Source organism: Variovorax sp. P4_B10, assembly GCF_056402375.1.
Map to the genome: position 1 here is coordinate 1 of NZ_JBFUHN010000003.1, position 25,356 is coordinate 25,356.

Here is a 25,356-nt window from a genome sequence, read left to right on the forward strand (position 1 = left end):
GCTCGCGAGCTCGCGAACGGGTCGCCGCCGGTGTTGCCCGCCTTTGCGGCCGGTGGCGCGTCGCTGCGGCTCGAATCCTTGATGCTCGGACGCCTGCGCATACCGGTCGACCAGGCGGCCGGTATGCAGGTGCCCTTTCGCGGAAACGGTGGCGCGAACGGCGGGTCTTTCCGCTATGTGGCGGCCGCAGACGTGCTCGATGGCCGGCTGGCGCCGGGCGAGTTGAAGGGCCGGATCGTGCTCGTGGGCGCCACCGCGCCGGGCCTCCAGGACCTGCGCGCCACGCCAGTGAGTGCAGCGTTTCCCGGTGTCGAGGTGYATGCCAATGTCGTCTCGGCCCTGCTCGACCATCGGCTGCTGGCCGTGCCGGACGAGGCGCCCGCCTACGAGGTGCTCACCATCCTGGTCGCGGGGCTCGCGCTGGCGTTCGGGTTGTCGTTGCTGTCGGCGCCGCGCGCGGTTCTGCTGGGCGCGGGGACGATCGCCGTGCTGGTGGGCCTCAACACCTGGCTCTATGTGAGCCACGGCCTGGTGTTGCCGCTTGCATCGGCGCTCGTCATGGCGGCGCTGGCTTTCGTGCTCAACATGAACTGGGGCTACTTCGTCGAATCGCGTGCGCGGCGCGGGCTGGTGCGGCTCTTCGGCACCTACGTGCCGCCGCAACTGGTCAACGAGATGCTCCTGCATCCGGACCGCTACAGCATGCGCGCCGAGAGCAAGCAGATGACCGTGATGTTCTGCGACATGCGCAACTTCACCCGGCTGTCCGAGCAGATGGCGCCGGCCGAATTGCAAGCCTTCCTGAACACCGTTTTCAGCCGGCTCACCCACGTGATCAGCGCGCACCGCGGCACGGTCGACAAGTACATGGGCGATTGCGTCATGGCCTTCTGGGGCGCGCCGATCGACACGCCCGATCACGCGGCGCTGGCCGTGCGCGCGGCACTCGACATGGCCGATGCCGTGCGCGAACTCAACCGGACCCACCGCGCGAGCGGTCTCCCCGAGATCAGCGCGGGCATCGGCATCAACAGCGGCGTGATGAGCGTCGGCGACATGGGCTCCGCCGCACGCCGCAGCTACACCGTGGTCGGCGATGCGGTCAATCTGGCATCGCGGCTCGAAGGCCTGAGCGGCCACTACGGCGTCGAGATCGTGGCGAGCGCCACGACACGCGAACTGGCGCCCGGCTACGCCTGGCAGGAGCTGGACAGCGTGCTCGTCAAAGGCAAGGCGCAGGCCGTTGCAGTCTTCACGCCGCTCGCCGCAGGCGCGGACACAGCCGTTTCGGCGCAGCAAAAAGAGCAGCTCGAGCGGTGGGCCCAGGTGCTCGAGGCCTACCGCCGCCAGGACTGGGCCGTGGGCCGGAGCTTGCTGGAGCCCCTGCTCGCCGCGGATGCCAAAAAAGTCCTTTACCAGCTCTATGCCCAGCGATTAGCCTCCATGGCGTTGCGTCCGCAAGACCCAAGCTGGGACGGCGCAACCCGGTTCGAAACCAAATGACGACAGACACATACAAGGGGTCTCTCACAATGCAGGTTCGTGTGCTGGGTTGCTCGGGCGCCATCGCCAAAGACTGCCGCACCACCTCGTTTCTGGTCGACACGGACCTGCTCGTCGATGCCGGTACCGGCGTCGGAGACCTCACGCTCGACGAGATGGCCCGCATCGACGACGTCGTGCTCACGCACAGCCACCTCGACCACATCGCCGCACTCCCCCTGATGATCGATGCCGTGGGCAGCCGCCGGACGCAACCGCTGCGCGTGCATGCACTGCGCGCCACCATCGAGGCCCTGCGCGCCCATGTGTTCAACAACGTCATCTGGCCCGATTTCGAGAGCATCCCGAGCCCCGAAGCGCCGTTCGTGAGCTTCCACGACATCGCGGTCGGGCAGACGCTGCAGCTGGGCAGCTGCGCGCCCAAGCTGATCGAAGTGCTGCCGGCCGTCCACACCGTGCCGGCCTGTGGTTTTGCCGTGCGCCGCGCCGAAGGGGGCGCTCACTGGGTCTTCAGCGGAGACACAGAGCGCAATGCGCCTTTCTGGGACCGCGTCAACGCGCTCGACGTGGCCATGCTGGTCATCGAAACGGCCTTTAGCAGCCGCGAGCAGGCCCTGGCGGAACGCAGCCTGCACCTCTCTCCCGCGGTGCTGGCCGAGGAACTCGCGCACATCGATCCGGGGAAGCGTTACCCGATCTACATCACCCACACCAAGCCGGCGGAAACCGAGGAAATCATGAGCCAGATCGAGACCCTGGCAGGGCGCCAGGTGGCGGGGTTGGCGCAGCGGGATATTCGCTGGCTGAAGGCGGATGGGGTCCTGACTTTCTGAGCTTGCCGCCGGTGCGACATGACAAATTTGTCACCGCCTGTAGCATCTTGAAGCAAGTTGTGTCACTTGGTGTAACACCAAGGTGAACAAAGGTGACGCTTTCAGTCAGTGCAGGGGGAGAAACCGGGTGGCACAGATGCTGCAGAAGATACTGCGCTCCGGGCTGGTTCCCGGGCTTTACAAACCAACCTGGAGTTAGTGAATGAACCGTCGTTCCATCGCACGCAATGTGCAAAAGGGTTTCACCCTGATCGAGTTGATGATCGTTGTGGCGATCATTGGTATCTTGGCTGCTATCGCGATTCCGCAGTACCAGACGTATGTGGCGAAGTCGCAAGTTCAACGTGTCGTTTCTGAATCGGGTTCGCTGAAAACGGCAATTGAAACATGCCTGCTGGACGGGAAGACGGCTGTTGGCGACCCTGCCACCGCCGGCAATTGTGATCCCCAGGCAACCGGTTCGAATCTTCAGGCTGGCGGTGGTAACGCAGCCCCCACGATTGCCACGCTCCCCACTGGCACGGACGTTCCGAAGGTGGTACTGTCCTCCACAGCTGCATCCACCATTGTGGCTACGTTTGGTAATAGCGCTGCGACTACGCTGAAGGCTGGCCCTGGCACTATTACTTGGTCGCGTGCTCTGGACGGTACTTGGACATGCCAAGCCAAGAGCGTTGACGCCAAGTACGTTACTTCGGCTTGCCCGCTGTAATTCGGTTTGCTGATGAAGCCGCCTACGGGCGGCTTTTTTTTTCCCCAACGTTGACTTAGTAGATGGTAAATCAAACATGACAACCAGTGTGCCGTCAAAAAAGCGGGCCCTAGGTTTCACGCTGATTGAATTGATGATCGTAGTTGCAATCATCGGCATACTCGCGGCGATCGCAATTCCTCAATATCAAACTTATGTCTTCAGGTCTCAGGTTCAGCGCGTGATCGGCGAGTCTGGATCCATCAAGCCGGCGGTAGAGGTCTGCTTGTCGGAAGGTAAGACCAACGTTGGAGATCCTGCGACGGTTGGAAATTGTGATCCTCAGGCCACTGGTTCGAATCTCCTGGTGACTGCGGGCAACGCGGCTCCGACAACTGCAGTAGTCTGGTCCGCAGCAGGCACTGGTGTTCCGCAAGTCTCCCTGTCCACTACCGTTTCCTCAACGATCGTGGCGACATTCGGAAATCTCGCAGGAGCGCCCCTACAGGGCGCAACGGCCGGAACCATTACATGGGCGCGCGACCTGAACGGATCCTGGAGCTGCAAGGCTGCCAACATCGATGCGAAGTACGTTTCTTCAGCATGCCCGCTCTAGTGGGTGATCCGCCTCGGGCCAACAGGCGCAGGCAAAATCGCTCAGATGAGTTTCTTCGCAACGTATGCCAGCGCTGACGACACTGCCAAGCAAAACTTTTCTCCCCTGATCTGCAGCGCACTGATTGCGTCGCCTTTTCTCTTTCCGATTGTTGCTGGCCCCTCGGTCAACGTCTGGCAACAGCTGGTGTCTTGGCTCTGCATCGCGGCCTTGCTCCTCTTGTCTGGAGCGAAGCATCTCAAGCCGCATCCATCGGTAACCTTGTGGCTCGCTGCGGGTGCGGTGCTCATCGCGGTCTTCCAGAGCCCTCGTCTCGGAATCGGCCCCAGGCTGTCTGCCGTCGCAGTCGTGTTCGCAACCGGCATGGCCGCCTTCGCCGGTGCTGCGCTCGTGCAGGATCGCGCGCGGATGCAAGCCGCGCTGGCTCACGGCCTGCTGTGGGCAGGAACCGTCAGCGCAGTGCTTGGATTGCTCCAGTACTACGGCCTCGCCGGCCTTCTCCATCCGTGGACCACCGAACCCGGCGCCGGCCAGGCCTTCGGCAACCTGCGGCAACGCAATCAATTCGCAAGCCTGATCGGCATGGCGCTGATCGCGGCGCTTTGGCTCTACGCGCGCTATCGCGGCGGGTCGGTGCAGCGACGCCTGCTGTGGGTGGGCATGGTTTCGCCTCTGCTGGTCGCCGCTGCGGCGTCAACTCGCAGGCAGTGGTGTGGTGTCGACGGCATGATGCAGCGCCTGAGCGAAGGCGCGCCCATGGGGCAGAGCCGGCTCATTCTCTGGCGCAACGTGCTCACCCTGATCGCCGAGCGTCCGTGGACCGGTTGAGGGTGGGGCGAGCTGAGCTTCGCGCATTGCATGCACAGCACGCCTTATCCAGAGGCACGCTTTGTCGAAATTCTCGACAAAGCGCACAACTTGCCCTTGCACCTTGCGGTGGAGCTCGGCATTCCCGCCGCCGTATTGATTTGCGGCGGGTTTCTCTGGTTGGTGATTACCGCAAAACCTTGGCGTGAGCGCGAACCGTTTCGTCGAACTGCAGGGTTCCTGGCTGCAACCCAAGTGAACTTCGCCAAGCTCACGCTGACGCCAGTCACGCCCGCCAATGCTGAGAGGTGCGTGTACTGATCGGATGCATCCTGCATTTCTCGCCTGAGCTGAACCGCTGGGCCTCCATGAAGAAGCCCGTGCTGAAGCGGAGCGATTCAGCATCGCGTTTCCGCTCAAGCACGGGCTGCCGAACCTCCGTCCACTCAATCGATCGCCGGCACTTCCCGCCAGTTCAACAACCGCAGCGACGTCCCCTTGCCGAAGTCGATAGGCGGGGGGTGGAGCCCACCGTCCACGTCACCGGCAATGCCTTGCATCCTGCCGTTGTTGTTGATGATCTGGATGTCGGTAATTGCGCTGCTGTAGCTGACATAGGCAGTCCCCGCCGGAAGCAGCGCGGAGTTGCCCGATCCGTAGTTCACCGCATAGATGCGGCTTTGGCCGGAAGGGCTGCAGGCGTTGCCCGTTGTCAGCAGGCTCGAGAACAGCACCACGCCGTTGAACGAAGTCGGGTTCAGCACCATGCGCCAGGCAATGGTCGTGTCCTTGCCCAGGTCGAGGTACCAGCCTTGGGTGGTGCCGAAGTTCACCGGCGTGGTGCCCTTCAGATTGGCCTCCGTGATTTCCGTCAAAAGGCTCCGTGTCATCGGATAGGTGCCGCCGGTGCCAAAGCTTGCCGCATTGCCATCGACGAGGGCGTAGAAGCTCTGCGCCGCGGCCGAGCTGATGTCGACCGTATCCAGCAACTGGCCTGTGCCAAACATGACGTAGCGCTTCTTCGTTTTTGGATCGATTTCCACCAGCGGCTGCGTGGTGATCGGCTGCGCATTGCCATTTGCATCCGCAAGTGTTGCAAGCTTCAACGGTGCAGGGTAGAGGCCTGTGCTGCCCTTGGCGGCCGTCACGTCGAAGCGCCAGAGTTGGCCGTTCAGGTCACCGGCGTAAAGCGCATCGGCCGTTCCGTCGGTGAAGTCGCCAATGTAGGCGGTCGCCTGGGTCAGCCCCGCAGAAGAATTGCCGGTCTGAACCTTTTCGAGCAGCGCGCCGTTTCTCGGGTTCACGAAGTAGATGTAGCCGAAGCCATCGCCATTGTTGTAGCCCGAGGTGAACACCACCACCCAGCCATACTTTTTGGTCTTCAGCACGATGGGGGCCCCGAAACTGAATCCCAGCGTGTTGCTGACGCCAGTCGTCGCGCCCGTGAACTCCCAAAGAATCTTGGTCTTGACGACGTCTTCGGTCGTCATGCTTGCGGGATCGGTCACGTCGATGGCGTAGAAGCCCTTGCCCCCTTTGCCGAGACCGCCGATCAGAACGGTGCGCCAATCGGCGCCAGTGCCGGTTGCGCCGGTCGTGAAAGTGCCGCCGGCAGTGTTGAAGTCGATGTCGAAGGCCTTGGGCGAAGCGTCCACGTAGTAGTGGTGGTCGTAGTCCGGGTTGCCAAGCTGGCGCAGGCCGTCGAGCGAAGGCGTGGCCGGGCTGCCGGGGCCGGAGAACAACGGGCTGGGCACGTAGGCGAACTGCTCCTTGCCTGCGCTCGTTCCGGTCAAGGCGCCGTTGAAGGCGTGCAGCATGCCGTCGTTGGCGCCCGCATAGACCATGGTCGGCCGGCTGGCGCGCGCCGTCTTGAATGCGGCATACCCTGGGTTCACGGTGTTCGAGAGCTGTGCCGAAGGCGGACCTACGGGTGTGACCTTTGCATTCACGATGTCGCCAAGCAGCAGCGTGCGCCGGCGGTAGGGCTTGGTGTCGTCGGTGGCGGTTCTTTCCTTGCTGCGGTCTCCGCGCAGGTAGTTGAGGAAATCTTCGCTGTCATCGCCGGTTGCCCATGGCGTGTCGAGGGCGGTCAACTGGGCCGCCGTGAGATTGGCCTTGCGGAAAGGCACCCCCGCAGTGCCGCTCCAGGTGACCACCTGGCGGCCGGTATCCCAGCCCGCGCCGGTCAACTGGGCTTCAAGCGTCGTGGAACTGTTCCAGCGTTCGCTCAGCGTCGGCACGCCGCTCGGAAAGGTGAGCAGGCTGCCGGTGAGCACGCCGGTCCATCCGTTGGAATCGTATTGCGACGAGTAGGAAGCCGCACCTGCCGACGAAACTTGCGGGCTCGACAGCGAGAACGACGTGGTGTACGACTTGATGGCGTTGGCAATGCTGGCAAAAGCCCGCGTCAGCCCATCCACCATCGAGTCGGGGCGGCCGGCCGTGAAGTAGTTGTCCGGCCGGGGCTGCGTCGTGCCGGAGCCGCGCGTGTCCGTGAGCATGTCGGTGCTGGTTGCCCACCAGGTCTGCGGGATCGGGCCGGTGAAGGCGTAGGGGTCGAAGGTGCTCTGCAGATTCGTGGGAATCTTGAGGCCGCCGAATTTCGATGCCAGATAGAACTGGTTGTTCGCCTGAAAGGCCTGCTCGAGCACGTCGACCCAGTAGGTCTGCACAGTCTGCTTGCCGATGGTGTTGGGACTGCCGGCCACGTCGGGACGAATGTCCTTCGTGTTGGCATCGTAGGCGAGGCCCGCCATGCGTGCGGAGTTGTTGCTGCAGCAGTTGTTCGAGACGTTCGTCCGCGTGCCGAGGTCGTCGCCCATGCCTTGCAGCTGGCCGACCTTGTTGGTCGCCGTCACCGAATTGACCGTGGTGTCGGCGGTGACTGCCGTGGGCATGGCCGGCTCGTTGGCGGTGTTGGTGTTGCCCGGCAGATTCTTGTCCCCGTGGGTGTAGATGTCGCCGATGCCCAGAACGAAGTTGCGCTGGCACGAATACTGGATCGGGTCGTCCCAGTTGGTGATCACCGGGAAGCCGTCGAGCCGCGTCGCGGTGGTGGCGGTGTCCGTGGTGTTCAGGTTGCTCCACTCGGGCACATTGCCCAGATTCCGGTAATAGCGCAATGCCGCGTAATAGAGTTCGCTGACCGGGTCGTTGGACTTGTAGTTGCCCGGGATCAATTGGCCGAACTTGTTGAGGTAGTTGATCACCCCGCTGTCGCTGATGGTCACGCCATTGGCGGAAGTGGCCGCGGCATCCGTCGGGTTGGGGTTGCGAACGAAAACCCCGTTGTCGTCCCATTCCTTCTGGGTGTTGGCGACGTCCGGAAGGCCCGGCACCGGCTGCAACGGCCCGACGAATTTCTGACGCGCCCGCAGCACGCCACCGTCACGTCCATTGCCGCTTTCGTTCAAATAGCCGAACGCGCTGAAACGCATTCTTCGCGAATACTGCTGAATCAGTCCCTCGGGCTTCCAGTTGGAGCCGTACTGTTTGCAATTGCTCTCCACGCCACCGGGTGCCGTGGGCACGCACACCTTGTTGCGCATGGTGTAGTCGCCGGAGGTTGCTGCGCCGACGTCGCTCGTGAAGATGCTGAAGGAGTTGTCGCCTGGCTTCTTCCACGAGAACTGCAGGGATGCGCTACCGCTGTTCTCGTAGTACTCGAGCTTGACATCGAAGTTTTGCCCGGCGTTCAGGGTCACGGTTGCGTCGTAATCCGTCGCGCCCTGGTCGATCCACTTGTCGATCTTGAGAACGTTGGATATCCACAGACGCACGCCATCGTCGGCACGCACGCGGAAGGTATAGGTTCCGGTCGTTGGCGCAACGAACGTGCCTGTATACCGCGCCGCGAAGTTGTCCTTCCCGATGCCCGACACGGGCTCATTCGCACCCCAATCGTGATCGGCAGTGTCTTGGGCAACGGTCGCATCGACCGAGCCTGTCAGCGACTTGTTGGCCTTCTTGAAGTATTCACCCTTGAGCGTACCGCCGGTGGTGGTGATTCGCATGGCATAGCCCCGTCCATTGACCGAGATGCCGAGGCTGGTCGCTTGGGGGAACGGGGTCGCCCCGGCAATTTCGCTCACGGGCAGGTTGCGATCGGCGAACAGGCCTTGCCCTGAGTGATATCCCTTTTCCAGGATGGTCTCGGTTTGGGTATCCACCACGCGTCTGCCGCCGGTCATGGCCCAGCGGAACGGATCGATGGTTGCGGTTGCGGCCCAATTCAGGAAATTGCCGCTCCAGGTTCCCGCAACTGCGTTGCACTTGTGGGCCGTGGCCAAGCCGGTTGGATTGAAGTAGCTCTTGTCCCCTGTGTTGGTCTCGTTGCGGGTAGCGTCGGAGACATAGGTGTAGCACTTGTCCGGGTCGAAGTAGCCTAAGAAGGTGCTGCTGCTTGCGTAATCGGCCGTGTGCGCCGTGCGCGAAGCGGTCGGCCATTCCACTGACAGCGTCAAGGCCAGGTTGCCCGGTACGTTGGATGTTGAAAATACAGGCTGGTTTGCCAGGCTGGCGGCCTGGGTGGGGCCTGATATGCCCAGGAATGCGGCGGCAAGCGCAGCGGCGCAGGCAATGCGTGCGACAGAAACTGAGGGTGTATTCATGGCGTGTCCGCGATTCGTTATTCGGGTTTCGTGAAAGAGGACTGCAGAAACACCTGCGTATCGCGAGGGCCGTCCACGCGGACGCTCAATCTGTAGACCAATGCCTTGGGCGGTGGCGGCCGCTGCGATTCCTGCACGCTTCCGCCTCGCACGTCGGTGGTTGCCGGGGCATACACGCAGTTGCTCTTGCTTGACGCGCCGGGCGCGTTGCAGAGGCGGTCGATGACATAGCGAACCTTGACGTGGTCCTTGCGCGAGGTGTCTTCGATGTCTTTCGCAGCGCTGGCCACCGCATCGAATGCGCTGTCGCTGAGCAACGCGAGCGGAATGCCGCGATCGTTCGACGGCAGTCTTTCCGCGCTGTAGTTGACATCTTTCACGCTCACGAGATCGGCCCCGACGGCAGACAGCGCGCCGGTACTGAAGAGCTTCAACGCGGTGTCCGCGGCTTGTTCGCCCTGGTTGACCAGATCGCGCTTGAACGCCAGGTTGCCCGCGCTGGACAGCGAGGTGTTCATGGAGCGCATGACTGCCACGCCGCCGGCCAACAGGACGACCAGAACGATGAGGCAAAGCAGGAGCACGACACCGCGTTCTGCGGGTCGCCGGTGGAGGGGAATGTTCATGATGTAGGCAGCAACAGCACGTTGCGCAGCGGAATGGTGAATTCGACGAGCCGGTACCGGTAGCGGCGGTTGTCGCCTGTCAGCGCGACTGCGGGCCGAGGGCTTGCCGTGTCGCTGAACATGGCAGGAATTGCGAGCGAGACCTCATCCCTTTCGAGGGTGGCACTTCGCAGCACGAGGCCAACGCGGACGGCGACGACCTGTCTCGCTGTCGCCGGCGTGGTCATCATCGTCGTGATGTCATAGCCCGTTGCATCGGGAGCCACCCACGCGTCGAGGATCCCGTCCGTGTTCGTGTCGATGCCGTAGAGCGCGTGCATCTCCATCACGCCATCGACCAGTGCCTGGGAGGCATCCGTGCCATTGCTGCGCAGCATGTCGTAGCTGAACAGGGCCCGATCGGAGCTCACGCCGAACAGTTGGAACTGCACGTTCTTGGCGTCGTCGTTGCCCAGGAGAGTCAGGTTCGCCGTCCCGCTGGCGGCCAGCGTTTTGAGCGTGGTTCCGACACCCGCCGTGTAGTAAGTGCCGCTCAGGGTCAAAAGCTCGTTGCTTGCGCTGTCGAGAAAACTCGAGTCGACTTGCTCGAGCAGGCAGTCCGTGGTTCCGACCTGGCTGATCAATGCGAGATCGTTCTTCTTCATCTGAACCGTGTTATCCAGGCGCACGATGTTGTCGCTCGCGCCCGCGGCGATGATCGGGCGCGGCACGTCGCCTGCGGCGCCATTGCCGCTCATCACCATCAGCACGTCGGAGTTTCCGTCCGGAGACTGCCCTTTGCCAATCAGCAAGGGGGTGACGCGCAGGTTGGCGCTACCGGTGGCGCCCCCCAGGAATTTCTCGAATGGAACGGGAAATGCGGTCGCGCGCGGCAAGATCGCTGCATTGCCTCGTTTGGCCTGCAGCTTGCAGCCGAATACGCCAAGGTCCCACGACTGAGTGAAGCCGGAGCCGGCGCTGCGCACTGCACGGTCGAGCAGATAGGCGGCGTAGGAGCCCGATTGGCCCATGTCGTTGACCGATGTGGTCGTGCGCTTGGTCGATTCACCGAAGGTCACGGCGCTGGTGACGGCCAGCGTCACCACCAGGCCTATGGTCATGGCGACCAGCAGTTCGATCAACGTCAGGCCACGTTCTCGCGCGGCCCATGGAGTGTGCAACTTGTTCATCAGGGCAAGACGACGCGTGTCGTGAGTTGGCTGTCTGCATCGTGCGATGGGGCGCGCCAGGTAATGGTCACGGTGACGGCCGTGCCATCCGGCACCACATCTCCATTGCCGGCGGGCAGGCCGCCCGTTTGCGGGCTGCCGACACGTGTTTTCCAGTTGGCCAGGGCAGCCGCGGGAACGGTCACCGATTTGTTGAGCCACATCAATGCGACCACTTCGTTGGCGAGCAATGCAGCACGGTTGCGATCTTCCGCATCGCTCGAAAAGCTGATCGCGCGCGCCTGAAGACCAATCARGCCAAGCAGGCCGAGCGAAAAGAGCAGCACCGAAACCAGGACTTCGAGCAGCGCGACGCCGGTTTGGCCACGACGAGAAGAGGCGGGGGGGCGGTTCATGGTGATGCGGGGCAGCCGTCTGGCTGGCTGCCTGAAAGGGTTCTGGCCGGGTCGCACAAGCGAACCTGTCCGCCCAGTGCAACGGTGACCCGCAACGGGCGGTCGCCTGTGACGCTATCGCTCATCTGGACGGTGTACGAATACACGGCTGTTGCCGGGAGGCTGCAAGCAGCGCTGGTTACGCCTGGCGAGGCATTCGCAACGATGCGGCCAAGGGAGTTGAAGCAGATCGCCGCCGGCCCTGAGATCACGACGTTCGAGCCGACGTCGCGCAAGATGCCGGCTTCGACGAACGCGCTGGTTTCGCCGCTGGTCATCGACGTCACCGTGTTGATCGCCCAGTTGTTGCCATCGGTCTTGGCCGTGTAGCCGCTGGCACTGGGTTTGTCGTCCGTCAGCGAGAAAACAACCTGCCGGCTGCGGCGTGTGGCTTCGGACTGGGCGAGGCGCAGTCCGTTTTGCAACGAATCGCTGACTGTGCGGATCTTGTTGTTCCGGACCCATCCGATCATGGAGGGCGTGGCGAGCGCGGCAAGGAGCGCCATGATCGCGACGACCACGATCATCTCGACCAGGGTGAAACCGCTCCGACGCCGACAGGAGACCCGCTGTTTCAGCACGCCTGCCCCTTTTTCACGATCCACGAAGTGGTGCAGGTGCTGGTCCAACCCGACCACCCGGAAGGCATCCCGGTCGTAGCGCGCACGTTCAGTTCATTGATCGTGTAGACGGCGCCGTTGGCTGGGCCACTGCCCGCTGCCTTGAGCGTGTAGGTCGTTCCTGTGGGTGCGCCGGGTGCCGGGCAGGTCACCACGAAATTGCCGAAGGTGCGCTTGCTGGCGGCAACAGTGGAATCGCACGGCGGGACCAGCGTTCCCGACGTGGCATAGGTACGGTTGTCCTGGAAATAGCGCTCCATGTCGGCGCGCATGGTCGATAGGGCATTGGTACCGTCCACCACGTAGCCGCGCCGCACGTAATCCTGATAAACGGGAATGGCAATCGCGGCCAGCACGCCGACGATCACCACGGTGATCATCATCTCGATCAGCGTGAAGCCACGTGAACCGCGTCGATCTCTCATGGTTTGGCGCGGAACCAAATGTTGTTTCATTGACACCTTTCGGGCTCGTACGCTCCAAAAACGGAGTCGAGCAACAGTTGCAGACAGTTGTCAAAGAATGTCTCCAATTGTGTTTTTTTGCAAAACCGCTCGTCCGCCGTCCACGGCCATTCGTCGGCCCAGCCGGTCGGCACAATCGGTGAAATGACTTCCCGCGCAGCGCCCCTCGGGGCGTCGGCCCTCCCCTCCAAAGCCATCGGCGCCGTGCGCGCCGGCCTGGTTGCATTCCCTTTTCTCTGCCCGCTCGTGGCGGGCCCTTCGGTTCAGGCTTGGCAGTTGCTGGCAACCTGGGCCTGCGTCGCGGCGATGCTTCTGGCCATTCCTCCTGGCGTGCCGGCGCACGGCGTCTGGGCTTGGCTGACGGCCGGAATGGTGGCGATCATGCTTGCTTCACATGGCGCGGCCGCTTCGTGGCTTCCTGCTGTCGTGGTTCTGGGCGCCATGACGGCTGCGGCTTGCATAGGGGCTGGCATGGCGCGCGGCGGGCCATCCACCTCGGCGGTGCTGGCGGTGGGCGTCCTGGCGGCCGGCCTCGGCAGTGCCGTGCTTGGCCTGCTTCAGTACTACGGGCTGGCCGAGCCGCTGGTTCCCTGGACCACTGCGCCCGCCTTGGGCCAGGCGTACGGGAACCTGCGCCAGCGCAACCAGTTCGCCACGCTGATCAGCATGGCGCTGGTGGCCGTGCTCTGGATCCATGCCACGCAGACGTCTGTGCACAAGCGGCGTTGGCTGTTGGCGGCTGCCTTGCTGTTGCTGGTGGCCGCGGCGGCGTCTACCTCGCGCACCGGTTTGCTTCAGCTGCTGTCGATCGTGGGCGTTGCGGCCTTGATTGCGTGGCGGGAACGCCGCGGCGGGTCCGAAGGAAGAAGCGCCAGCATTCGCTTCAGCTTGCCGCCACCGCTGGTGCTGCTGGCCATGGTTCCGATCTATTTCGCTATCGCGTGGGTGCTGCCGCAACTCGCGGCAGGCGAGGTCGAGGGCATGATGCGGCGTCTGCAGGAAGGCGCGCCCGGCGATCACACCCGGCTGATTCTCTGGCGCAATGTGCTCGCGCTGATCGCCGAGCATCCCTTGACGGGCTGGGGCTGGGGCGAGCTGGGCTTTGCGCACTACAGCACGCTGTATGACGGGCCCCGATTCCCCGAAATTCTGGACAACGCGCACAACCTGCCGCTGCACATCGCCGTGGAATTGGGCATACCGGCGTCCGTGCTGCTCTGCGGCGGTTTCATCTGGATGGTGATGGCGGCAAGACCCTGGCGCGAACGCGATCCGGCGCGGCTCATGGCGTGGGGCATGCTGGGCGCGATCGCATTGCACAGCCTGCTCGAATATCCGCTCTGGTACGGGCCGTTCCAGTTGGCGTTCGGGCTGTGCCTGGGAATGCTGTGGCCGGCCCGGTGCGCCGGTTTGGCTTCATTGCGGCAACGCTTCAAGGCCGGGTGGCTCGAGGCGTCCGTCTTGTCTTCCGTGGGGGCTGCGGTGCTGATGGTGGTGGTCGGCTATTCCACTTGGGACTACATGCGCATCAGCCAGATCTACCTGCCGCGCGACGAGCGTTCGCCAGCGTATGAGGACGACACGCTGGCCAAGATCAAAGGGTCCTGGCTCTTCGCAAAGCAGGTGGGTTTCGCCGAACTGACGCTCACGGCAGTCACCCCTGCCAATGCTGCAGCCATTCATTCACTCGCCGAGCGCACGCTGCACTTTTCGCCCGAGCCCCGCGTGATCGTCAGGCTGATCGAGAGCGCCGAACTGATGGGGCGGGACCAGGAAGCCCGGGATCAGGCGGAGCGTTTCCGCATCGCCTTTCCGGAGGAATATGAGCACTGGCTGAAGGGCCAGCCTGTCGACGCCCGGACGCCTTAGCCCCCCGGTTGGACTTTGCCCTTACCCCGCCACGTAGCTCCCCGACTTCCCCCCATGCTTCTCCAACACATGCACATCGGTGATCCGCATCCCCCGGTCCACCGCCTTGCACATGTCGTAGATCGTGAGCAGCGCCACCTGCACGGCGGTCAGCGCTTCCATCTCCACCCCGGTCGGCCCCACTGTCTCGACAGTGGCCGTGCACACCACTTGCGGTGCCGTGCCCCCTTCAGCCAGCGCAAACGCCAACGCCACCCGCGTCAGCGCCAGTGGATGGCACAGCGGAATCAGGTCGCTGGTCTTCTTGGCCGCCTGAATGCCGGCGATCCGCGCAACCCCCAGCACATCCCCTTTCTTCGCCGTTCCCGACTCGATCAAGGCCAGCGTCGCCGCCTGCATCTCGATGCATCCCGTGGCCACGGCCACGCGGTGGGTGGCCGGCTTGGCGGCCACGTCGACCATGTGGGCCTGGCCCTGGGCGTCAAAATGGGTAAGAGTGCTCATGGTGAACGTTCGGCTGAGAGGTGCATCATACGAGCCCGAGCCATGGACGAGGAATGCCGCGCTTGACTCCTTCTGCCAAGAATTCCCCCGCTTTCACGCTCGCCCTGCGGGCGATCTGCGCTACTGTTTTGATAGCTTCCCAGGTTCTGCTGCCGGTGCCCGCCAGCGCGCAGATGCAGGCCCTGCCCGGCCTGGGCGACGGCGGCGAGATGACCGCCAGCGCCGAGCGCCACCTGGGTGACCAGATCGCGCGCGAGTTGTACCGCGACACCGACTACATCGACGACCCGGTGATCGCCGCCTATGTGCAGGAGATCTGGCAGCGTTTGCTGACGGCAGCGCGCACGCGCGGCGAACTCACGCCCGAACTCGACGAGCGCTTCGCCTGGACCATTCTTCTGGGCCGCGACCGCAACATCAATGCCTTCGCGCTGCCGGGCGGCTACCTGGGGCTGAACCTCGGCCTTGTCGCCGCGGTCGGCAGCCGCGACGAGCTGGCCACCGTGCTCGGGCATGAGCTCTCGCACGTCACGCAACGCCATATTTCCCGGATCATGAGCAAGCAGGGCAAGCAGATGCCGTTGATGCTTGCCGGCCTGATCCTCGGGATGATCGCGGCCAGCAAGAGCCGCAACGCGGACGCCGGGCAGGCCGTGATCATGGGCAGCCAGGCGCTCTTCGTGCAGAACCAGCTGAGCTTCTCGCGCGACATGGMGCGCGAGGCCGATCGCATCGGCTTCGGCGTGATGACGCAGGCGGGCTTCGCGCCGCAAGGCGCGGCGGCGATGTTCGAGAAGCTGCAGTACGCCGCGCGCCTGAATGACAACGGCTCGTACCCCTACCTGCGCAGCCACCCGCTGACGACCGAGCGCATTTCCGACATGCAGGGCCGGTTCCAGTTCCGGATCGACGCGGCGCCCGCGATGCCGCTCGCCATGGACCACGCCATGATCGCCTCGCGCGCCCGCGTGCTGACGCGGCCGGGTGTCGACGTGCTGCGGCTCTGGATCGCGTCGGCGGCCAGCGGCGAGTTCGCCAGGAGCACGCCAGCCCAGCAGGCCGGAACACTTTATGCGGCGGCGCTGGCGGCCAAGGAACTGCGCGACTACAAGGCGGCACGCGCATTGGTCGAGCGGCTGGTGGCGCGCACCGCGGACGATGCATCCGCAGCCAAGCAGGCGCGCTGGCTCAACGCAGAGATCGAGTTGGCGGCGGGSGCGCCCGCCAAGGCGGCCGCGCTGCTCGATGCCAAGTCGAAGGAGCGGCCCGAGATGATGCTCGCGGCCGAGGCGACGACGGCAACGCGCCAGCCCGCGCCGATGATTTCCGTCCTGCGCGACTGGGTGGCCGCCAACCCGCGCGATGCCACGGCGTGGCACACGCTGGCCAACCTCTATGGCGCCCAGAACGACACGCTGCGCGCGGTGCGCGCCGACGCCGAAGCCAACGTGGCGATCCTCGACTACCCCGCGGCGCGCGACCGTTTCAAGGCCGCGCAGGAGCTGATGCGCAAGTCGGGGGCGTCCATCGACCACTACGAGGCGTCGATCATCGACACCCGCGCACGCGCGGTCGATGTCCTGGTGAAGCAGCAGGCCGAGGAGCCGCCGTTGAGGCAGTAGCAGCCGGCAGCAGCGCGGCGGTGCTCAGCGCCTGGAGAGCAGCCCGCCCAGTGCAGTCTCGATGAGCAGGCCCAGCAGCGAATAGATCAGCGAGCCGATCAGCGCGGCCACGAAGCCGTTGACGTGAAAGCCGGTCAGCAGGCCCGACGCGGCCCAGAACAGCAGTGCGTTGATCACGAACAGGAACAGCCCGAGCGTGACGATGGTCACCGGCAGCGTCAGCACCACCAGCACCGGTCGCACGATCATGTTGAGCAAGCCGATCACCGCGGCCGCGATCAGCGCGGAGCCGAAGCTGTTGACCTGGACACCGCGGTAGAGATAGGCCACCGCCAGCAGCGCGACGGCGCTGAGCAGCCATTTGATGATGATGCGCATGCGGCGCAGGATACCCCAGAGCCCCTGCTGCGACGAGCCCCGCCATGCCGCAGTGGGTGTGTATTGCCAGAAACACCGCGGAACCGGCTTTGCCGGGCCGCTGGTGTTGCCCCCTGCAAGGGGGTAGGCGAAGCGACACGAAGTGCGCGCAGCCTGGGGGTGTGCCTATTCGGCGAGTTCGTTCGCGAGCACCAGCAGCGCACCCATGCCCATTACTGCGCCGGGAAAGGCCCAGCCCGACTGGTGGGCCGGCGTCTGTTCGGGCGTGACCGGTTCCAGGTCGACACCGATCTTCGGGCGGCGCGCATCGACCACGTGCGTGGCCGAATGCTCGCGCTTCAGTTGCAGCGTCAGTTCGGCCAGCGGCCCCTTGGCCAGCACCGGCGTCACCTGTCCGCCGTTGCGCTCGAGCAGGGGCAGCAGCTGTGCCTGCACCTTGCTGAACCACTTGGCACGCCAGTTCTCGCGCGCGCTGTGGCTCACCCACTTGCTGATGCGATGTGTCATGCGCGGCGCACAGGCCACGAGCACCCAATGGCGCGCCACGACGCTGTTCGCGTCCGGCGCAAGTTCGGCGAACTGCGCGCAGGCGTAGGCGGCGTCGTCGACATAAAGAATGATCTTTTCCACGCGTGCTCTCCTTCAATATTTAGAGTAATAGAGACTGAATCGAGACAGTAAGTTTCGGGGCGAGAGGCGGATGGCAGGCCGGCAATCAGCCGGCCGTCACGGCCGTTTCCGGCCTGTTGCGGGCCTGCCGCACGGCGACCCACTTGCCGATCACCAGCACCAGCAATGCACCGCCAACGCCGGCTGCGTACTTGATCACGTCGGTCTGCGGCACCTTGGGCACCCAGGTCCAGGCGGCGGCGTTCGAGAGCGCGGGGTCCGACACGGCCATCGTGCCGGCGATCCAGCCCAGCAGCATGCCGCCGAGCGTGATGATCAGCGGGAAGCGGTCCATCAGCTTGATGACCAGCTGGCTGCCCCAGACGATGATCGGAATGCTGACCAGCAGGCCGAAGATCACGAGCGGCATCTGGTGGCCGTCGCCTGCGCCTTGCGCGGCGCCGGCAATGGCGATCACGTTGTCCACGCTCATCACCAGGTCGGCCACGATCACGGTCTTGACCGCGCCCCACAGCTTGTCGCTGCCGGTGATGTTGCCGTGCGCGTCGTCATGCTCGGGCGCCAGCAGCTTGATGCCGATCCACAGCAGGAGCACGGCGCCCAAGAGCTTCAGGAACGGAATGGCCAGCAGCGTCAACGCGAAGAAGATCAGGATCACGCGCAGCACGATGGCGCCAGCGGTACCCCACAGGATGCCCTTGGTGCGCTGTGCGGGTGGCAGCTTGCGGCATGCCAGCGCGATGACGACGGCGTTGTCGCCGCCGAGCAGGATGTCGATCATGATGATCTGACCGACAGCGACCCAGAACTCCGGGGTCATGAACAGTTCCATAAATTCCTCTTTGTCTTCGCGTCCCACCGGCCGTTTCTTGATGAGACGACGACGGGCAGGCGCATGCCGTTTCGATTCATCCCGGACAGGGCTGGTCGAAAGCAAGGAAACAAAGACGCCGGGTGACACCGGGGACTTGCGAACGCTTCGACCAAACCTGCGCAGGTTCAAATCGAAGGTCTTGCTCGACAGCGCTCGCGCCAAACGGCGCATGCGTTGTCCGACAGGCCGGAAGTGTTGTGCTTCGTATTGACGACCTGGCGATTTCCACCGTTGTGCACGATGGTCGGGAGCTACTCCCCTTCGTGAGCGGAATTAGAGCATCGAAGACTGCGGCGTGGCAATCGAAAGTTTTCAGGCATTTAAAGAGAACTGCTTCAAAAGGCCTATGAGCAGGGCTTGTATTGCTATTTGTTTTGTAGCATTCATGTCCCTTCGCGGTTGCGGGACATTGCCGGACTATGATCGCCGCTCGCTGTTTTTTCACTCTCCATGGCCGCCATTCACATCATCGACATCGAGGCCGCCATCAACCATTGGCGCGAGAAGAGTCCGTCGCCCGACGGCGTCACGCTGGCGCCCGAATTGCGCGCACTGGCCGAGGTCTATGCGCTCATGGTGTTCCACCACGAAGACGAGGTCGACGAGGTCGGCTTTCCGCCCAAGGCCTGGGCGGCCTGGCTCGACTGGTACCACAGCACGCCCGACACGCCCTGCATCGCGATCTGCTCCACCAGCCAGGGCGACGACCAGTGCAAGGGCTGCGGCCGCAGCTTCGAGGAGGTGCAGCACTGGCCCGCGATGACGCCGGCCGAGAAACGCGTGACCTGGCGCCGGATCACCATGGAAGACTCGGCCTGGCGCTTCAACAGGTACGCCGAGCGGGCACGCGAGGCCGAGCCGCCGCAGTGGCCCGACGATCCTGCCGAACCCCTCGGCCCCGACGACACGCCCTGAAAACGCGCCGCATGCGTCGCCTCGCCCAAGCCCCCAACCTTGCGATCGCGACCCTGTGGGTGCACGCCCTGCGCGAGGAAGGTGTCGAAGCCACGGTGCAGCGCGAATTCCTGGGCGCCGTCATGGGCCAGCTGCCGCCCGACCAATGCCTGCCCGAGATCTGGATCGACGACGACACCCAGTTCGAGCGCGCGAAAGAGCTGCTGCATGCGGTCCAGCACCGGCCGCAGCGCAACTGGCAATGCGTGTGCGGCGAGCGGATCGAGGGCGGCTTCGAGCAGTGCTGGCAGTGCGGCCAGATGATGCCGGTGGTCTAGCCCGCGCAGCCGGCCCGCGGATTTACTTCCAGCGCAACAGTTCTACGTCAACGCTGTTCGTGCCGTCGCCCAGCGTCAGCGTGTTTTCCTGAATGGTCGCCTGCAGCTGCATGCTGCGCTGCGCGAGCGCGGCCAGCGCTTGCGACGCATCGGTCGGCACGCGATAGACCTTCAGGTTCTGCGGCCGCGTGAGCTTGTTCTCGATGCCGCGCCACCAGATCTCGGCCGCGTGGTTGAAGCAATACACGATCACCTCGTCCGCCTTGCCGCAGGCCTTGATGATGGGCTTGTCTTCGGGTTGCCCGACCTCGACCCAGATCTTGACCTCGCCCGTGAAGTCGCGCAGCCACACGTCGGGCTCCTCGACGTTCGACAGGCCGGCGCCGAAGGCCAGCGTGCCGTCGCCGTTGCACACGTCCTGCAGCTGGTGCGCATTGAGCGCCAGCGCGACGAGCCGGATCATCATCCGCTCGTCGGTCTCGCTCGGATGGCGCGCCAGGGTCAGCGCATGGTCGGCGTAGTAGCCGTGATCGATGTCGGCCACCGCGAGGGTGGCCTTGAAGATGGTGGATTTGAGGGCCATCAGACGCGCTTGGCCAGCTCTTCGGCCTTGCCGACGTAGCTTGCCGGCGTCATGGCCAGAAGGCGGGTTTTTTCTTCTTCCGGAATGTCGAGCGAGCGGATCAGCCCGTGCAGTGCGTCGGCCGTCACCGTCTTGCCGCGCGTCACTTCCTTGAGCTGCTCGTAGGCGCCCTGCACGCCGAAGCGGCGCATCACGGTCTGGATCGGCTCGGCCAGCACTTCCCAGGAGGTGTCGAGGTCTTCGGCCAGCGCTTCCTCGTTGAGCTCCAGCTTGCCGAGGCCGGTGGCCAGGCTCGCGTAGGCCAGCGTGGCGTAGCCGAAGGCCACGCCGATGTTGCGCAGCACCGTGCTGTCGGTCAGGTCGCGCTGCCAGCGGCTGATCGGCAGCTTCTCGCTCAGGTGGCGCAGCACCGCGTTGGCGAGGCCGAGGTTGCCTTCGGCGTTCTCGAAGTCGATCGGGTTGACCTTGTGCGGCATGGTCGAGGAGCCGATCTCGCCCTTCTTGAGCCGCTGCTTGAAGTAGCCCAGGCTCACATAGCCCCAGACGTCGCGCGAGAAGTCGACCAGGATGGTGTTGGTGCGCGCCACCGCGTCGAACAGCTCGGCCATGTAGTCGTGCGGCTCGATCTGGATGCTGTACGGCTGGAAGCTCAGGCCCAGGCCCAGCGGCGCCGGCGTCTCGATCACCTTGCGGCTGAAGGCTTCCCAGTCGAACGCGGGCCAGGCGGCGAGGTGGGCGTTGTAGTTGCCGACCGCGCCGTTCATCTTGCCGAGCAGCAGCACCGAGGCGATCTGCGCGCGGGCCTTCGACAGGCGCACCACCACGTTGGCGATTTCCTTGCCGACCGTGGTGGGACTGGCGGTCTGGCCGTGGGTGCGCGACAGCATCGACACGTTGGCGAACTGGTGCGCCATTTCGCGCAGCTTGGCGATCAGGCCGTCGATGGCGGGCAGCAGCACCTTCTCGCGCGCGGCCTGGATCTGCAGGGCGTGGCTGGTGTTGTTGATGTCTTCGCTGGTGCAGGCGAAGTGCACGAACTCGGCGGCGGCGAGCAGCTCGGGCCGGGCTTCGAACTTGGACTTGATCCAGTATTCGACCGCCTTCACGTCGTGGTTGGTGGTCTTCTCGATTTCCTTGATGGCCAGCGCGTCGGCCTCGGAGAAATGGGAAACCAGGCCCAGCAGGTACTTGCGGGCGCCGCCGGTGAGGGGCTTGAATTCGGCGAAGCCGCAGTCGGACAGCGCAATGAACCACGCCACCTCGACCTGCACGCGCCGGTGCATATAGCCCTGTTCGCTCATCAGCGGACGAAGCGCCGCGAGTTTGGCCGCATAGCGACCGTCAAGGGGGGAGAGGGCGGAGACGGTGGAAAAGCTCATGCCCGAATTTTAGGCGGCTGCCGGTCCGTGGGGCCGTACCGACAGATTCGGGTGGATTCGGGGGCCCGGCTTTCCCGTTCACCTAAAATGACCATGAACAAGTGTCACCAAGCAAAGGGAGAGAGCTTTCATGAAACTGATCGGATCCGCCGCCAGCCCTTATGTGCGCAAGGTGCGCGTGGTGCTGGCCGAAAAGCGGCTCGACTACCAGTTCGTGATCGAAGATGTCTGGGCTGCAGACACGACCATCTCCCACTCCAATCCGCTCGGCAAGGTGCCCTGCCTGATCATGGAAGGCGGCGATGCGATGTTCGATTCGCGCGTGATCGTCGAATACCTCGACACGCTGTCGCCCGTCGGCAAGCTGATTCCCCAGCAGGGCCGCGAGCGCGCCGAGGTCAAGACCTGGGAAGCGCTGGCCGATGGCGTCATGGACGCCGGCGTGCTCTGGCGCCTCGAAGCCACCTGGGCCGGGCGCAACGACCACGAGCGCAGCGCGGCCTGGATCGCACGCCAGCGCGCCAAGGTCGAGGACGGCGTGGCCGCCATGGCCAAGGGCCTGGGCGACAAGCCTTTTTGCAGCGGCATCCACCTGAGCCTGTCGGACATCGCGGTGGGCTGCACGCTGAGCTGGCTGGGCTTCCGCTTTCCCGATATCGATTGGCGCGGCGAGCACGGCAATCTCGCCAAGCTGTACGACAAGCTGATGCTCCGCCCCAGCTTCATCGACACCCAGCCTTGATCCGTCCCCCAGGCTTCGCGCACTTCGTGTCGCAACGCCCACCCCCTCGCCGGGGGCAACACCTGCGGCCCGGCAGAGCCGGTTCCGCGGTATTTCACGAAAAAGCCTTTTCCGCCCTTTAACGCCCGCGAACGAAGTAGTTACTTGCTTCGAGGATGGGTGATGGCGGCCGCGTCGCGCAGCGAGTGCGCCACGGCCAGTCCCTGGATGCCGGCGATCCGGAGGGGCTGCGTCATCGCGAGCCCCTGGGCCGGCGGGAATACAAAAATGCTGCGAGGCGCCCCGACGCGAAGGAGGGAGGGAGGGAGGAGGAGAAGAATCGCCTCGGGATTTCGACCGAACGGCAAGCGCCCGGAAGACCTCGCAACATGAAAACCGGTGGGCTTTCGCCGCCCACGCCAGTTATGAGCGCAGCGTCCGTGGCACGGTTCCCGGTCTATTGGTAAACGTTTGTGACGCTCAGTTCGCGATGATGTGGACGCATCGGTAAATATATTTACAGTCCGTATTTTTGTGAGCTGGTCGGTATCAATTGGGGCCGAGCTGCTTCTCGATGACGTTCACGAAGCCGTTTTCGTCAGGCGCCGTCATGCTCGACCAGGCCTGCACGACCTTGCCGTCGCGGCCGATCAGGTATTTGTAGAAATTCCATTTGGGCGTGGTGCCGGAGGCCTGGGCCAGCTGCTTGAACAGCGGATTGGCGTCCGTGCCGCGCACCGACGACTTGGCGAACATCGGAAACTTCACCCCGAAGGTGCTCTCGCAGAAGTCGGCAATCTCCTTGTTGGAGCCCGATTCCTGGGAGAAATCGTTCGACGGGAAGCCCAGCACCACCAGCCCGCGCGCGCGATATTTCATGTCCAGCGCCTCGAGGCCCTTGTATTGCGGGGTAAAGCCGCAGAAGCTCGCGGTGTTGACCACCAGGACCACCTTGCCCGAGTACTGGCACAAAGCCTGGGGCTTTTCGTCCTGCAGCCGGGGGAAGGTGTGCTGGAGGATGGCCGGGCATCCTGCCGCTTCCGCCGGAGCGGGCGCGGCGGGTGGGGTCTGGGCACTTGCCGGGAGGGCGGAAAACAGGCTCGCCACGAGTGAAGCCGCCGGGGCGCAGCGCAAGAGCATCGACAATCGGGAGGGGGTTCGCATGGCGGGCTCCTGGTTCAAAAAAGAGGGGGTGCATCCGTGCCGCAACGGCGCACGTATTCGCATCATCGCGCGTCTGTCACGGGCGCGCCAAACGGGCCGACTAAAATCAGTGGCCATAGAAAGACTTTGATGCTCTATCCGGAACTCTTCAGACAACTCGAATCCGTCCGCTGGGACATGGACAAGGACATTCCCTGGCAGTCGTTCGACGCTTCTTTGCTGACGGAAGAGCAGGCCCAGACCATCAAGATGAATGCCATCACCGAGTGGGCGGCGTTGCCGGCCACCGAGATGTTCCTGCGCGACAACCGCCACGATAGCGATTTTTCCGCTTTCATGTCGATCTGGTTCTTCGAGGAACAGAAGCACTCGCTGGTGCTGATGGAATACCTCAAGCGCTTCAGCCCCCAGCACGCGCCCACCGAGCAGGAGCTGCACGAAGTGCGCTTCGATTTCGACCCGGCGCCCCCGCTCGAAACCCTGATGCTGCACTTCTGCGGCGAAATCCGCCTCAACCACTGGTACCGCCGCGCGGCCCAGTGGCACACCGAGCCGGTCATCAAGCACATCTACACCACGCTGAGCCAGGACGAAGCCCGCCACGGCGGCGCCTACCTGCGCTACATGAAGCGGGCCATGGAAAAGTTCGGCGACGAGGCCCGTGCCGCGTTCACCAAGGTCGGCGTGCTGATGGCCAGCGCGCGCCGCACCGCGCAGGCGCTGCATCCGACGAACCTGCACGTCAACAAGGCGCTGTTCCCGAACGACACCATCCAGAGCCGCATGCCCGACCCGGACTGGCTCGAGCACTGGCTCGACAAGCAGATCAAGTTCGACGCCGTCTGGGAAACCAAGGTCGGCGAGCGCATCCTGCACAACCTGAGCCTGTTGATGAACCGCAGCTTCAAGACCGTGCAGGAGCTGAACCGCTACCGCAAGGAAATCTCAGCCTCCCTGGGGCCCAAGCCCGAGTACCAAGGCGCATAAAACTTCGCCCCGCACCCCGGGGCGATTTTTTTGAGGGGGCTTGTTGTCACAATCTGCAGGCGCCAACCGTCTAGCCGGACATGGACGACCTCACCCTCACCTTCGACAGTCACCGCCGCCGCCTTCAGGGCATTGCCTACCGCATGCTCGGCTCTGTCGCGGAGGCCGAGGAAGTCGTGCAGGACGCCTGGCTGCGCTGGCATGAGGCCGACAAGGACAGTTTCGACAGCGCCGAAGCCTGGCTGGTGACCGTCGTCACGCGCCTGTCGATCGACCGGCTGCGCGCGGCCAAGGTCCAGCGCGAGCACTACATCGGCCCCTGGATGCCGGAACCGACGCTGACCGGCTCACCCGACACGCCGGAGCAGATGCTCGAACGCGCCGACAACATTTCGGTCGCCTTCCTCGCCGTGCTGGAGCGCCTGGCGCCCGAGGCCCGCGCCGCTTTCCTGCTGCGCGAGGTGTTCGATGCCGATTACGACGACGTGGCCCGCACCCTCGGCAAGAGCGAAGCCGCCTGCCGCCAACTGGTACACCGTGCCAAGGCGCAGGTGCAGGAGGCGCGCCCGCGTTTCCAGGTCTCGCGCGAAACCCACCAGCGTCTGCTGCGTGCCTTCGCCGATGCGGCCGCGCGCGGCAGCTTGCAGGACCTGAAGGCGCTGATGGCGGAAGACGTCGAACTCATCGGCGACGGCGGCGGCAAGGTGCAGACCTTCAGCAAGATCCTGCGCGGCAGCCAGCGGCTGGCGCAGCTCTACTTTGCCCTCTGGCGCCGCATGGGCGCGGGGGTGCGCATGGAACTGGTGGACATCAACGGCGAGCCGGGGCTGCTGCGCTTCCTCGATGGCGAGCTCGAGTCGGCGCAGACCTTCGAGATCGAGGGCGAGCGCATCGTGCGCATCCGCGCGCAGCGCAATCCCGACAAGCTGGCGCGCATCGCGCAAATCCTTTCTTCGAAATAGTTCGCGCGGTGTGTCACAGGGCCGAAGGCTGGCCCGTCTTCAGTGGGTAAGCAGATTTCATCTCAACCCCCTGGAGTA

General features: G+C 64.2%; 26 protein-coding genes. 13 read left to right on the top strand and 13 right to left on the bottom strand.

Translation table 11 applies throughout. The annotated features are described in order from the left end of the window. From AC1DXX_RS02315 to AC1DXX_RS02340, 6 genes are all read left to right on the top strand, one after another. On the top strand, positions 1 to 1,503 hold a 1,503-nt coding region (locus tag AC1DXX_RS02315; RefSeq protein ID WP_478132552.1), incomplete at its 5' end, for an adenylate/guanylate cyclase domain-containing protein. A 29-nt stretch (positions 1,504 to 1,532) separates the two neighbouring features. Further along, positions 1,533 to 2,336: a 3',5'-cyclic-nucleotide phosphodiesterase gene (locus AC1DXX_RS02320; protein WP_478132553.1), complete on the top strand. Its 804-nt coding sequence runs from the start codon at positions 1,533 to 1,535 to the stop codon at positions 2,334 to 2,336. Between the two features lie 202 nt (positions 2,337 to 2,538). Then, on the top strand, positions 2,539 to 3,048 hold the full coding sequence (locus tag AC1DXX_RS02325; protein ID WP_478132554.1) for a pilin: 510 nt from the start codon (positions 2,539 to 2,541) through the stop codon (positions 3,046 to 3,048). 76 nt (positions 3,049 to 3,124) lie between these two features. Beyond that, a complete protein-coding gene (locus AC1DXX_RS02330) occupies positions 3,125 to 3,643 on the top strand; it encodes a pilin (RefSeq protein WP_478132555.1) in 519 nt (172 codons plus the stop codon). 45 nt (positions 3,644 to 3,688) lie between these two features. Beyond that, entirely contained in the window at positions 3,689 to 4,471 is a 783-nt protein-coding gene (locus AC1DXX_RS02335) for a pilin glycosylation ligase domain-containing protein (RefSeq protein ID WP_478132556.1), read from the top strand. Positions 4,472 to 4,501: 30 nt separating this feature from the next. After that, positions 4,502 to 4,771, top strand: coding sequence for a hypothetical protein (locus tag AC1DXX_RS02340; protein WP_478132557.1), 270 nt, complete (start codon positions 4,502 to 4,504; stop codon positions 4,769 to 4,771). A 125-nt stretch (positions 4,772 to 4,896) separates the two neighbouring features. Here AC1DXX_RS02340 and AC1DXX_RS02345 read toward each other — a convergent pair whose 3' ends face one another. Genes AC1DXX_RS02345 through AC1DXX_RS02370 form a run of 6 tightly spaced genes read right to left on the bottom strand, consistent with a single transcriptional unit; the run spans position 4,897 to position 12,364 of the window. Then, a complete protein-coding gene (locus AC1DXX_RS02345; protein WP_478132558.1) occupies positions 4,897 to 9,060 on the bottom strand; it encodes a PilC/PilY family type IV pilus protein in 4,164 nt (1,387 codons plus the stop codon). A gap of 17 nt (positions 9,061 to 9,077) precedes the next feature. Next, positions 9,078 to 9,686 (bottom strand): hypothetical protein, encoded by a 609-nt coding sequence (locus AC1DXX_RS02350; RefSeq protein WP_478132559.1) that lies wholly within the window; start codon positions 9,684 to 9,686, stop codon positions 9,078 to 9,080. Next, positions 9,683 to 10,855, bottom strand: a complete 1,173-nt coding sequence (locus AC1DXX_RS02355) for a PilW family protein (RefSeq protein WP_478132560.1) — start codon at positions 10,853 to 10,855, stop codon at positions 9,683 to 9,685. Before AC1DXX_RS02355 ends, AC1DXX_RS02350 begins: the two co-directional genes overlap by 4 nt. Next, on the bottom strand, positions 10,855 to 11,250 hold the full coding sequence (gene pilV / locus AC1DXX_RS02360) for a type IV pilus modification protein PilV (protein ID WP_478132561.1): 396 nt from the start codon (positions 11,248 to 11,250) through the stop codon (positions 10,855 to 10,857). Before pilV ends, AC1DXX_RS02355 begins: the two co-directional genes overlap by 1 nt. Further along, on the bottom strand, positions 11,247 to 11,894 hold the full coding sequence (locus AC1DXX_RS02365; protein ID WP_478132562.1) for a GspH/FimT family pseudopilin: 648 nt from the start codon (positions 11,892 to 11,894) through the stop codon (positions 11,247 to 11,249). The genes pilV and AC1DXX_RS02365 overlap by 4 nt, the downstream gene beginning before the upstream one ends. Continuing rightward, positions 11,864 to 12,364, bottom strand: coding sequence for a type IV pilin protein (locus AC1DXX_RS02370; protein WP_478132563.1), 501 nt, complete (start codon positions 12,362 to 12,364; stop codon positions 11,864 to 11,866). The genes AC1DXX_RS02365 and AC1DXX_RS02370 overlap by 31 nt, the downstream gene beginning before the upstream one ends. A 153-nt stretch (positions 12,365 to 12,517) precedes the next feature. Here AC1DXX_RS02370 and AC1DXX_RS02375 point away from each other — a divergent pair, with 153 nt between their 5' ends. Then, entirely contained in the window at positions 12,518 to 14,242 is a 1,725-nt protein-coding gene (locus AC1DXX_RS02375; protein WP_478132724.1) for a PglL family O-oligosaccharyltransferase, read from the top strand. 21 nt (positions 14,243 to 14,263) lie between these two features. On the opposite strand, the gene moaC is transcribed toward AC1DXX_RS02375, so the two are convergent. Next, entirely contained in the window at positions 14,264 to 14,746 is a 483-nt protein-coding gene (gene moaC / locus AC1DXX_RS02380) for a cyclic pyranopterin monophosphate synthase MoaC (RefSeq protein ID WP_478132564.1), read from the bottom strand. Between the two features lie 53 nt (positions 14,747 to 14,799). Between moaC and AC1DXX_RS02385 the strand changes: the two genes are divergently transcribed. Continuing rightward, positions 14,800 to 16,368 (top strand): M48 family metalloprotease, encoded by a 1,569-nt coding sequence (locus AC1DXX_RS02385; protein WP_478132565.1) that lies wholly within the window; start codon positions 14,800 to 14,802, stop codon positions 16,366 to 16,368. Positions 16,369 to 16,392: 24 nt separating this feature from the next. On the opposite strand, the gene AC1DXX_RS02390 is transcribed toward AC1DXX_RS02385, so the two are convergent. From AC1DXX_RS02390 to AC1DXX_RS02400, 3 genes are all read right to left on the bottom strand, one after another. After that, positions 16,393 to 16,746 (bottom strand): phage holin family protein, encoded by a 354-nt coding sequence (locus AC1DXX_RS02390; protein WP_478132566.1) that lies wholly within the window; start codon positions 16,744 to 16,746, stop codon positions 16,393 to 16,395. Between the two features lie 165 nt (positions 16,747 to 16,911). Continuing rightward, complete coding sequence (locus tag AC1DXX_RS02395; protein WP_478132567.1) at positions 16,912 to 17,376, bottom strand: hypothetical protein; 465 nt, start codon at positions 17,374 to 17,376, stop codon at positions 16,912 to 16,914. An 85-nt stretch (positions 17,377 to 17,461) separates the two neighbouring features. Next, positions 17,462 to 18,208, bottom strand: coding sequence for a TerC family protein (locus AC1DXX_RS02400; protein WP_478132568.1), 747 nt, complete (start codon positions 18,206 to 18,208; stop codon positions 17,462 to 17,464). A gap of 492 nt (positions 18,209 to 18,700) precedes the next feature. On the opposite strand from AC1DXX_RS02400, the gene AC1DXX_RS02405 reads away from it, so the two are divergent. Together AC1DXX_RS02405 and AC1DXX_RS02410 are read left to right on the top strand one after the other, a co-directional pair. Then, positions 18,701 to 19,165, top strand: a complete 465-nt coding sequence (locus AC1DXX_RS02405; protein WP_478132569.1) for a DUF3717 domain-containing protein — start codon at positions 18,701 to 18,703, stop codon at positions 19,163 to 19,165. An 11-nt stretch (positions 19,166 to 19,176) separates the two neighbouring features. After that, positions 19,177 to 19,482 carry a putative signal transducing protein gene (locus tag AC1DXX_RS02410; protein ID WP_478132570.1) on the top strand — a complete coding sequence of 102 codons (306 nt, stop codon included), beginning with the start codon at positions 19,177 to 19,179 and terminating at the stop codon, positions 19,480 to 19,482. 22 nt (positions 19,483 to 19,504) lie between these two features. Here AC1DXX_RS02410 and AC1DXX_RS02415 read toward each other — a convergent pair whose 3' ends face one another. Continuing rightward, positions 19,505 to 20,065 carry a YaeQ family protein gene (locus AC1DXX_RS02415; protein WP_478132571.1) on the bottom strand — a complete coding sequence of 187 codons (561 nt, stop codon included), beginning with the start codon at positions 20,063 to 20,065 and terminating at the stop codon, positions 19,505 to 19,507. Beyond that, complete coding sequence (gene purB, locus AC1DXX_RS02420) at positions 20,065 to 21,444, bottom strand: adenylosuccinate lyase (protein WP_478132572.1); 1,380 nt, start codon at positions 21,442 to 21,444, stop codon at positions 20,065 to 20,067. The genes AC1DXX_RS02415 and purB overlap by 1 nt, the downstream gene beginning before the upstream one ends. A gap of 130 nt (positions 21,445 to 21,574) precedes the next feature. On the opposite strand from purB, the gene AC1DXX_RS02425 reads away from it, so the two are divergent. After that, complete coding sequence (locus tag AC1DXX_RS02425; RefSeq protein WP_478132573.1) at positions 21,575 to 22,186, top strand: glutathione S-transferase N-terminal domain-containing protein; 612 nt, start codon at positions 21,575 to 21,577, stop codon at positions 22,184 to 22,186. Between the two features lie 528 nt (positions 22,187 to 22,714). Here the strand turns inward: AC1DXX_RS02425 and AC1DXX_RS02430 are convergent. Beyond that, complete coding sequence (locus AC1DXX_RS02430) at positions 22,715 to 23,329, bottom strand: glutathione peroxidase (RefSeq protein WP_478132574.1); 615 nt, start codon at positions 23,327 to 23,329, stop codon at positions 22,715 to 22,717. Positions 23,330 to 23,458: 129 nt separating this feature from the next. On the opposite strand from AC1DXX_RS02430, the gene AC1DXX_RS02435 reads away from it, so the two are divergent. Next, on the top strand, positions 23,459 to 24,316 hold the full coding sequence (locus AC1DXX_RS02435) for a ferritin family protein (RefSeq protein WP_478132575.1): 858 nt from the start codon (positions 23,459 to 23,461) through the stop codon (positions 24,314 to 24,316). A gap of 80 nt (positions 24,317 to 24,396) precedes the next feature. Further along, on the top strand, positions 24,397 to 25,278 hold the full coding sequence (locus AC1DXX_RS02440) for an RNA polymerase sigma-70 factor (protein WP_478132576.1): 882 nt from the start codon (positions 24,397 to 24,399) through the stop codon (positions 25,276 to 25,278). Positions 25,279 to 25,356 lie beyond the last annotated feature (78 nt).

What these genes read in the sequence shown, in the direction of transcription:
- AC1DXX_RS02320 (WP_478132553.1), top strand. Translation starts at nt 1,533, where the DNA reads ATGCAGGTTCGTGTGCTGGGTTGCTCGGGCGCCATCGCCAAAGACTGC.
- AC1DXX_RS02325 (WP_478132554.1), top strand. Translation starts at nt 2,539, where the DNA reads ATGAACCGTCGTTCCATCGCACGCAATGTGCAAAAGGGTTTCACCCTG.
- AC1DXX_RS02330 (WP_478132555.1), top strand. Translation starts at nt 3,125, where the DNA reads ATGACAACCAGTGTGCCGTCAAAAAAGCGGGCCCTAGGTTTCACGCTG.
- AC1DXX_RS02335 (WP_478132556.1), top strand. Translation starts at nt 3,689, where the DNA reads ATGAGTTTCTTCGCAACGTATGCCAGCGCTGACGACACTGCCAAGCAA.
- AC1DXX_RS02340 (WP_478132557.1), top strand. Translation starts at nt 4,502, where the DNA reads ATGCACAGCACGCCTTATCCAGAGGCACGCTTTGTCGAAATTCTCGAC.
- AC1DXX_RS02345 (WP_478132558.1), bottom strand. Translation starts at nt 9,060, where the DNA reads ATGAATACACCCTCAGTTTCTGTCGCACGCATTGCCTGCGCCGCTGCG.
- AC1DXX_RS02350 (WP_478132559.1), bottom strand. Translation starts at nt 9,686, where the DNA reads ATGAACATTCCCCTCCACCGGCGACCCGCAGAACGCGGTGTCGTGCTC.
- AC1DXX_RS02355 (WP_478132560.1), bottom strand. Translation starts at nt 10,855, where the DNA reads ATGAACAAGTTGCACACTCCATGGGCCGCGCGAGAACGTGGCCTGACG.
- AC1DXX_RS02370 (WP_478132563.1), bottom strand. Translation starts at nt 12,364, where the DNA reads ATGAAACAACATTTGGTTCCGCGCCAAACCATGAGAGATCGACGCGGT.
- AC1DXX_RS02375 (WP_478132724.1), top strand. Translation starts at nt 12,518, where the DNA reads ATGACTTCCCGCGCAGCGCCCCTCGGGGCGTCGGCCCTCCCCTCCAAA.
- moaC (WP_478132564.1), bottom strand. Translation starts at nt 14,746, where the DNA reads ATGAGCACTCTTACCCATTTTGACGCCCAGGGCCAGGCCCACATGGTC.
- AC1DXX_RS02390 (WP_478132566.1), bottom strand. Translation starts at nt 16,746, where the DNA reads ATGCGCATCATCATCAAATGGCTGCTCAGCGCCGTCGCGCTGCTGGCG.
- AC1DXX_RS02400 (WP_478132568.1), bottom strand. Translation starts at nt 18,208, where the DNA reads ATGGAACTGTTCATGACCCCGGAGTTCTGGGTCGCTGTCGGTCAGATC.
- AC1DXX_RS02405 (WP_478132569.1), top strand. Translation starts at nt 18,701, where the DNA reads ATGGCCGCCATTCACATCATCGACATCGAGGCCGCCATCAACCATTGG.
- AC1DXX_RS02410 (WP_478132570.1), top strand. Translation starts at nt 19,177, where the DNA reads ATGCGTCGCCTCGCCCAAGCCCCCAACCTTGCGATCGCGACCCTGTGG.
- AC1DXX_RS02415 (WP_478132571.1), bottom strand. Translation starts at nt 20,065, where the DNA reads ATGGCCCTCAAATCCACCATCTTCAAGGCCACCCTCGCGGTGGCCGAC.
- purB (WP_478132572.1), bottom strand. Translation starts at nt 21,444, where the DNA reads ATGAGCTTTTCCACCGTCTCCGCCCTCTCCCCCCTTGACGGTCGCTAT.
- AC1DXX_RS02425 (WP_478132573.1), top strand. Translation starts at nt 21,575, where the DNA reads ATGAAACTGATCGGATCCGCCGCCAGCCCTTATGTGCGCAAGGTGCGC.
- AC1DXX_RS02430 (WP_478132574.1), bottom strand. Translation starts at nt 23,329, where the DNA reads ATGCGAACCCCCTCCCGATTGTCGATGCTCTTGCGCTGCGCCCCGGCG.
- AC1DXX_RS02435 (WP_478132575.1), top strand. Translation starts at nt 23,459, where the DNA reads ATGCTCTATCCGGAACTCTTCAGACAACTCGAATCCGTCCGCTGGGAC.
- AC1DXX_RS02440 (WP_478132576.1), top strand. Translation starts at nt 24,397, where the DNA reads ATGGACGACCTCACCCTCACCTTCGACAGTCACCGCCGCCGCCTTCAG.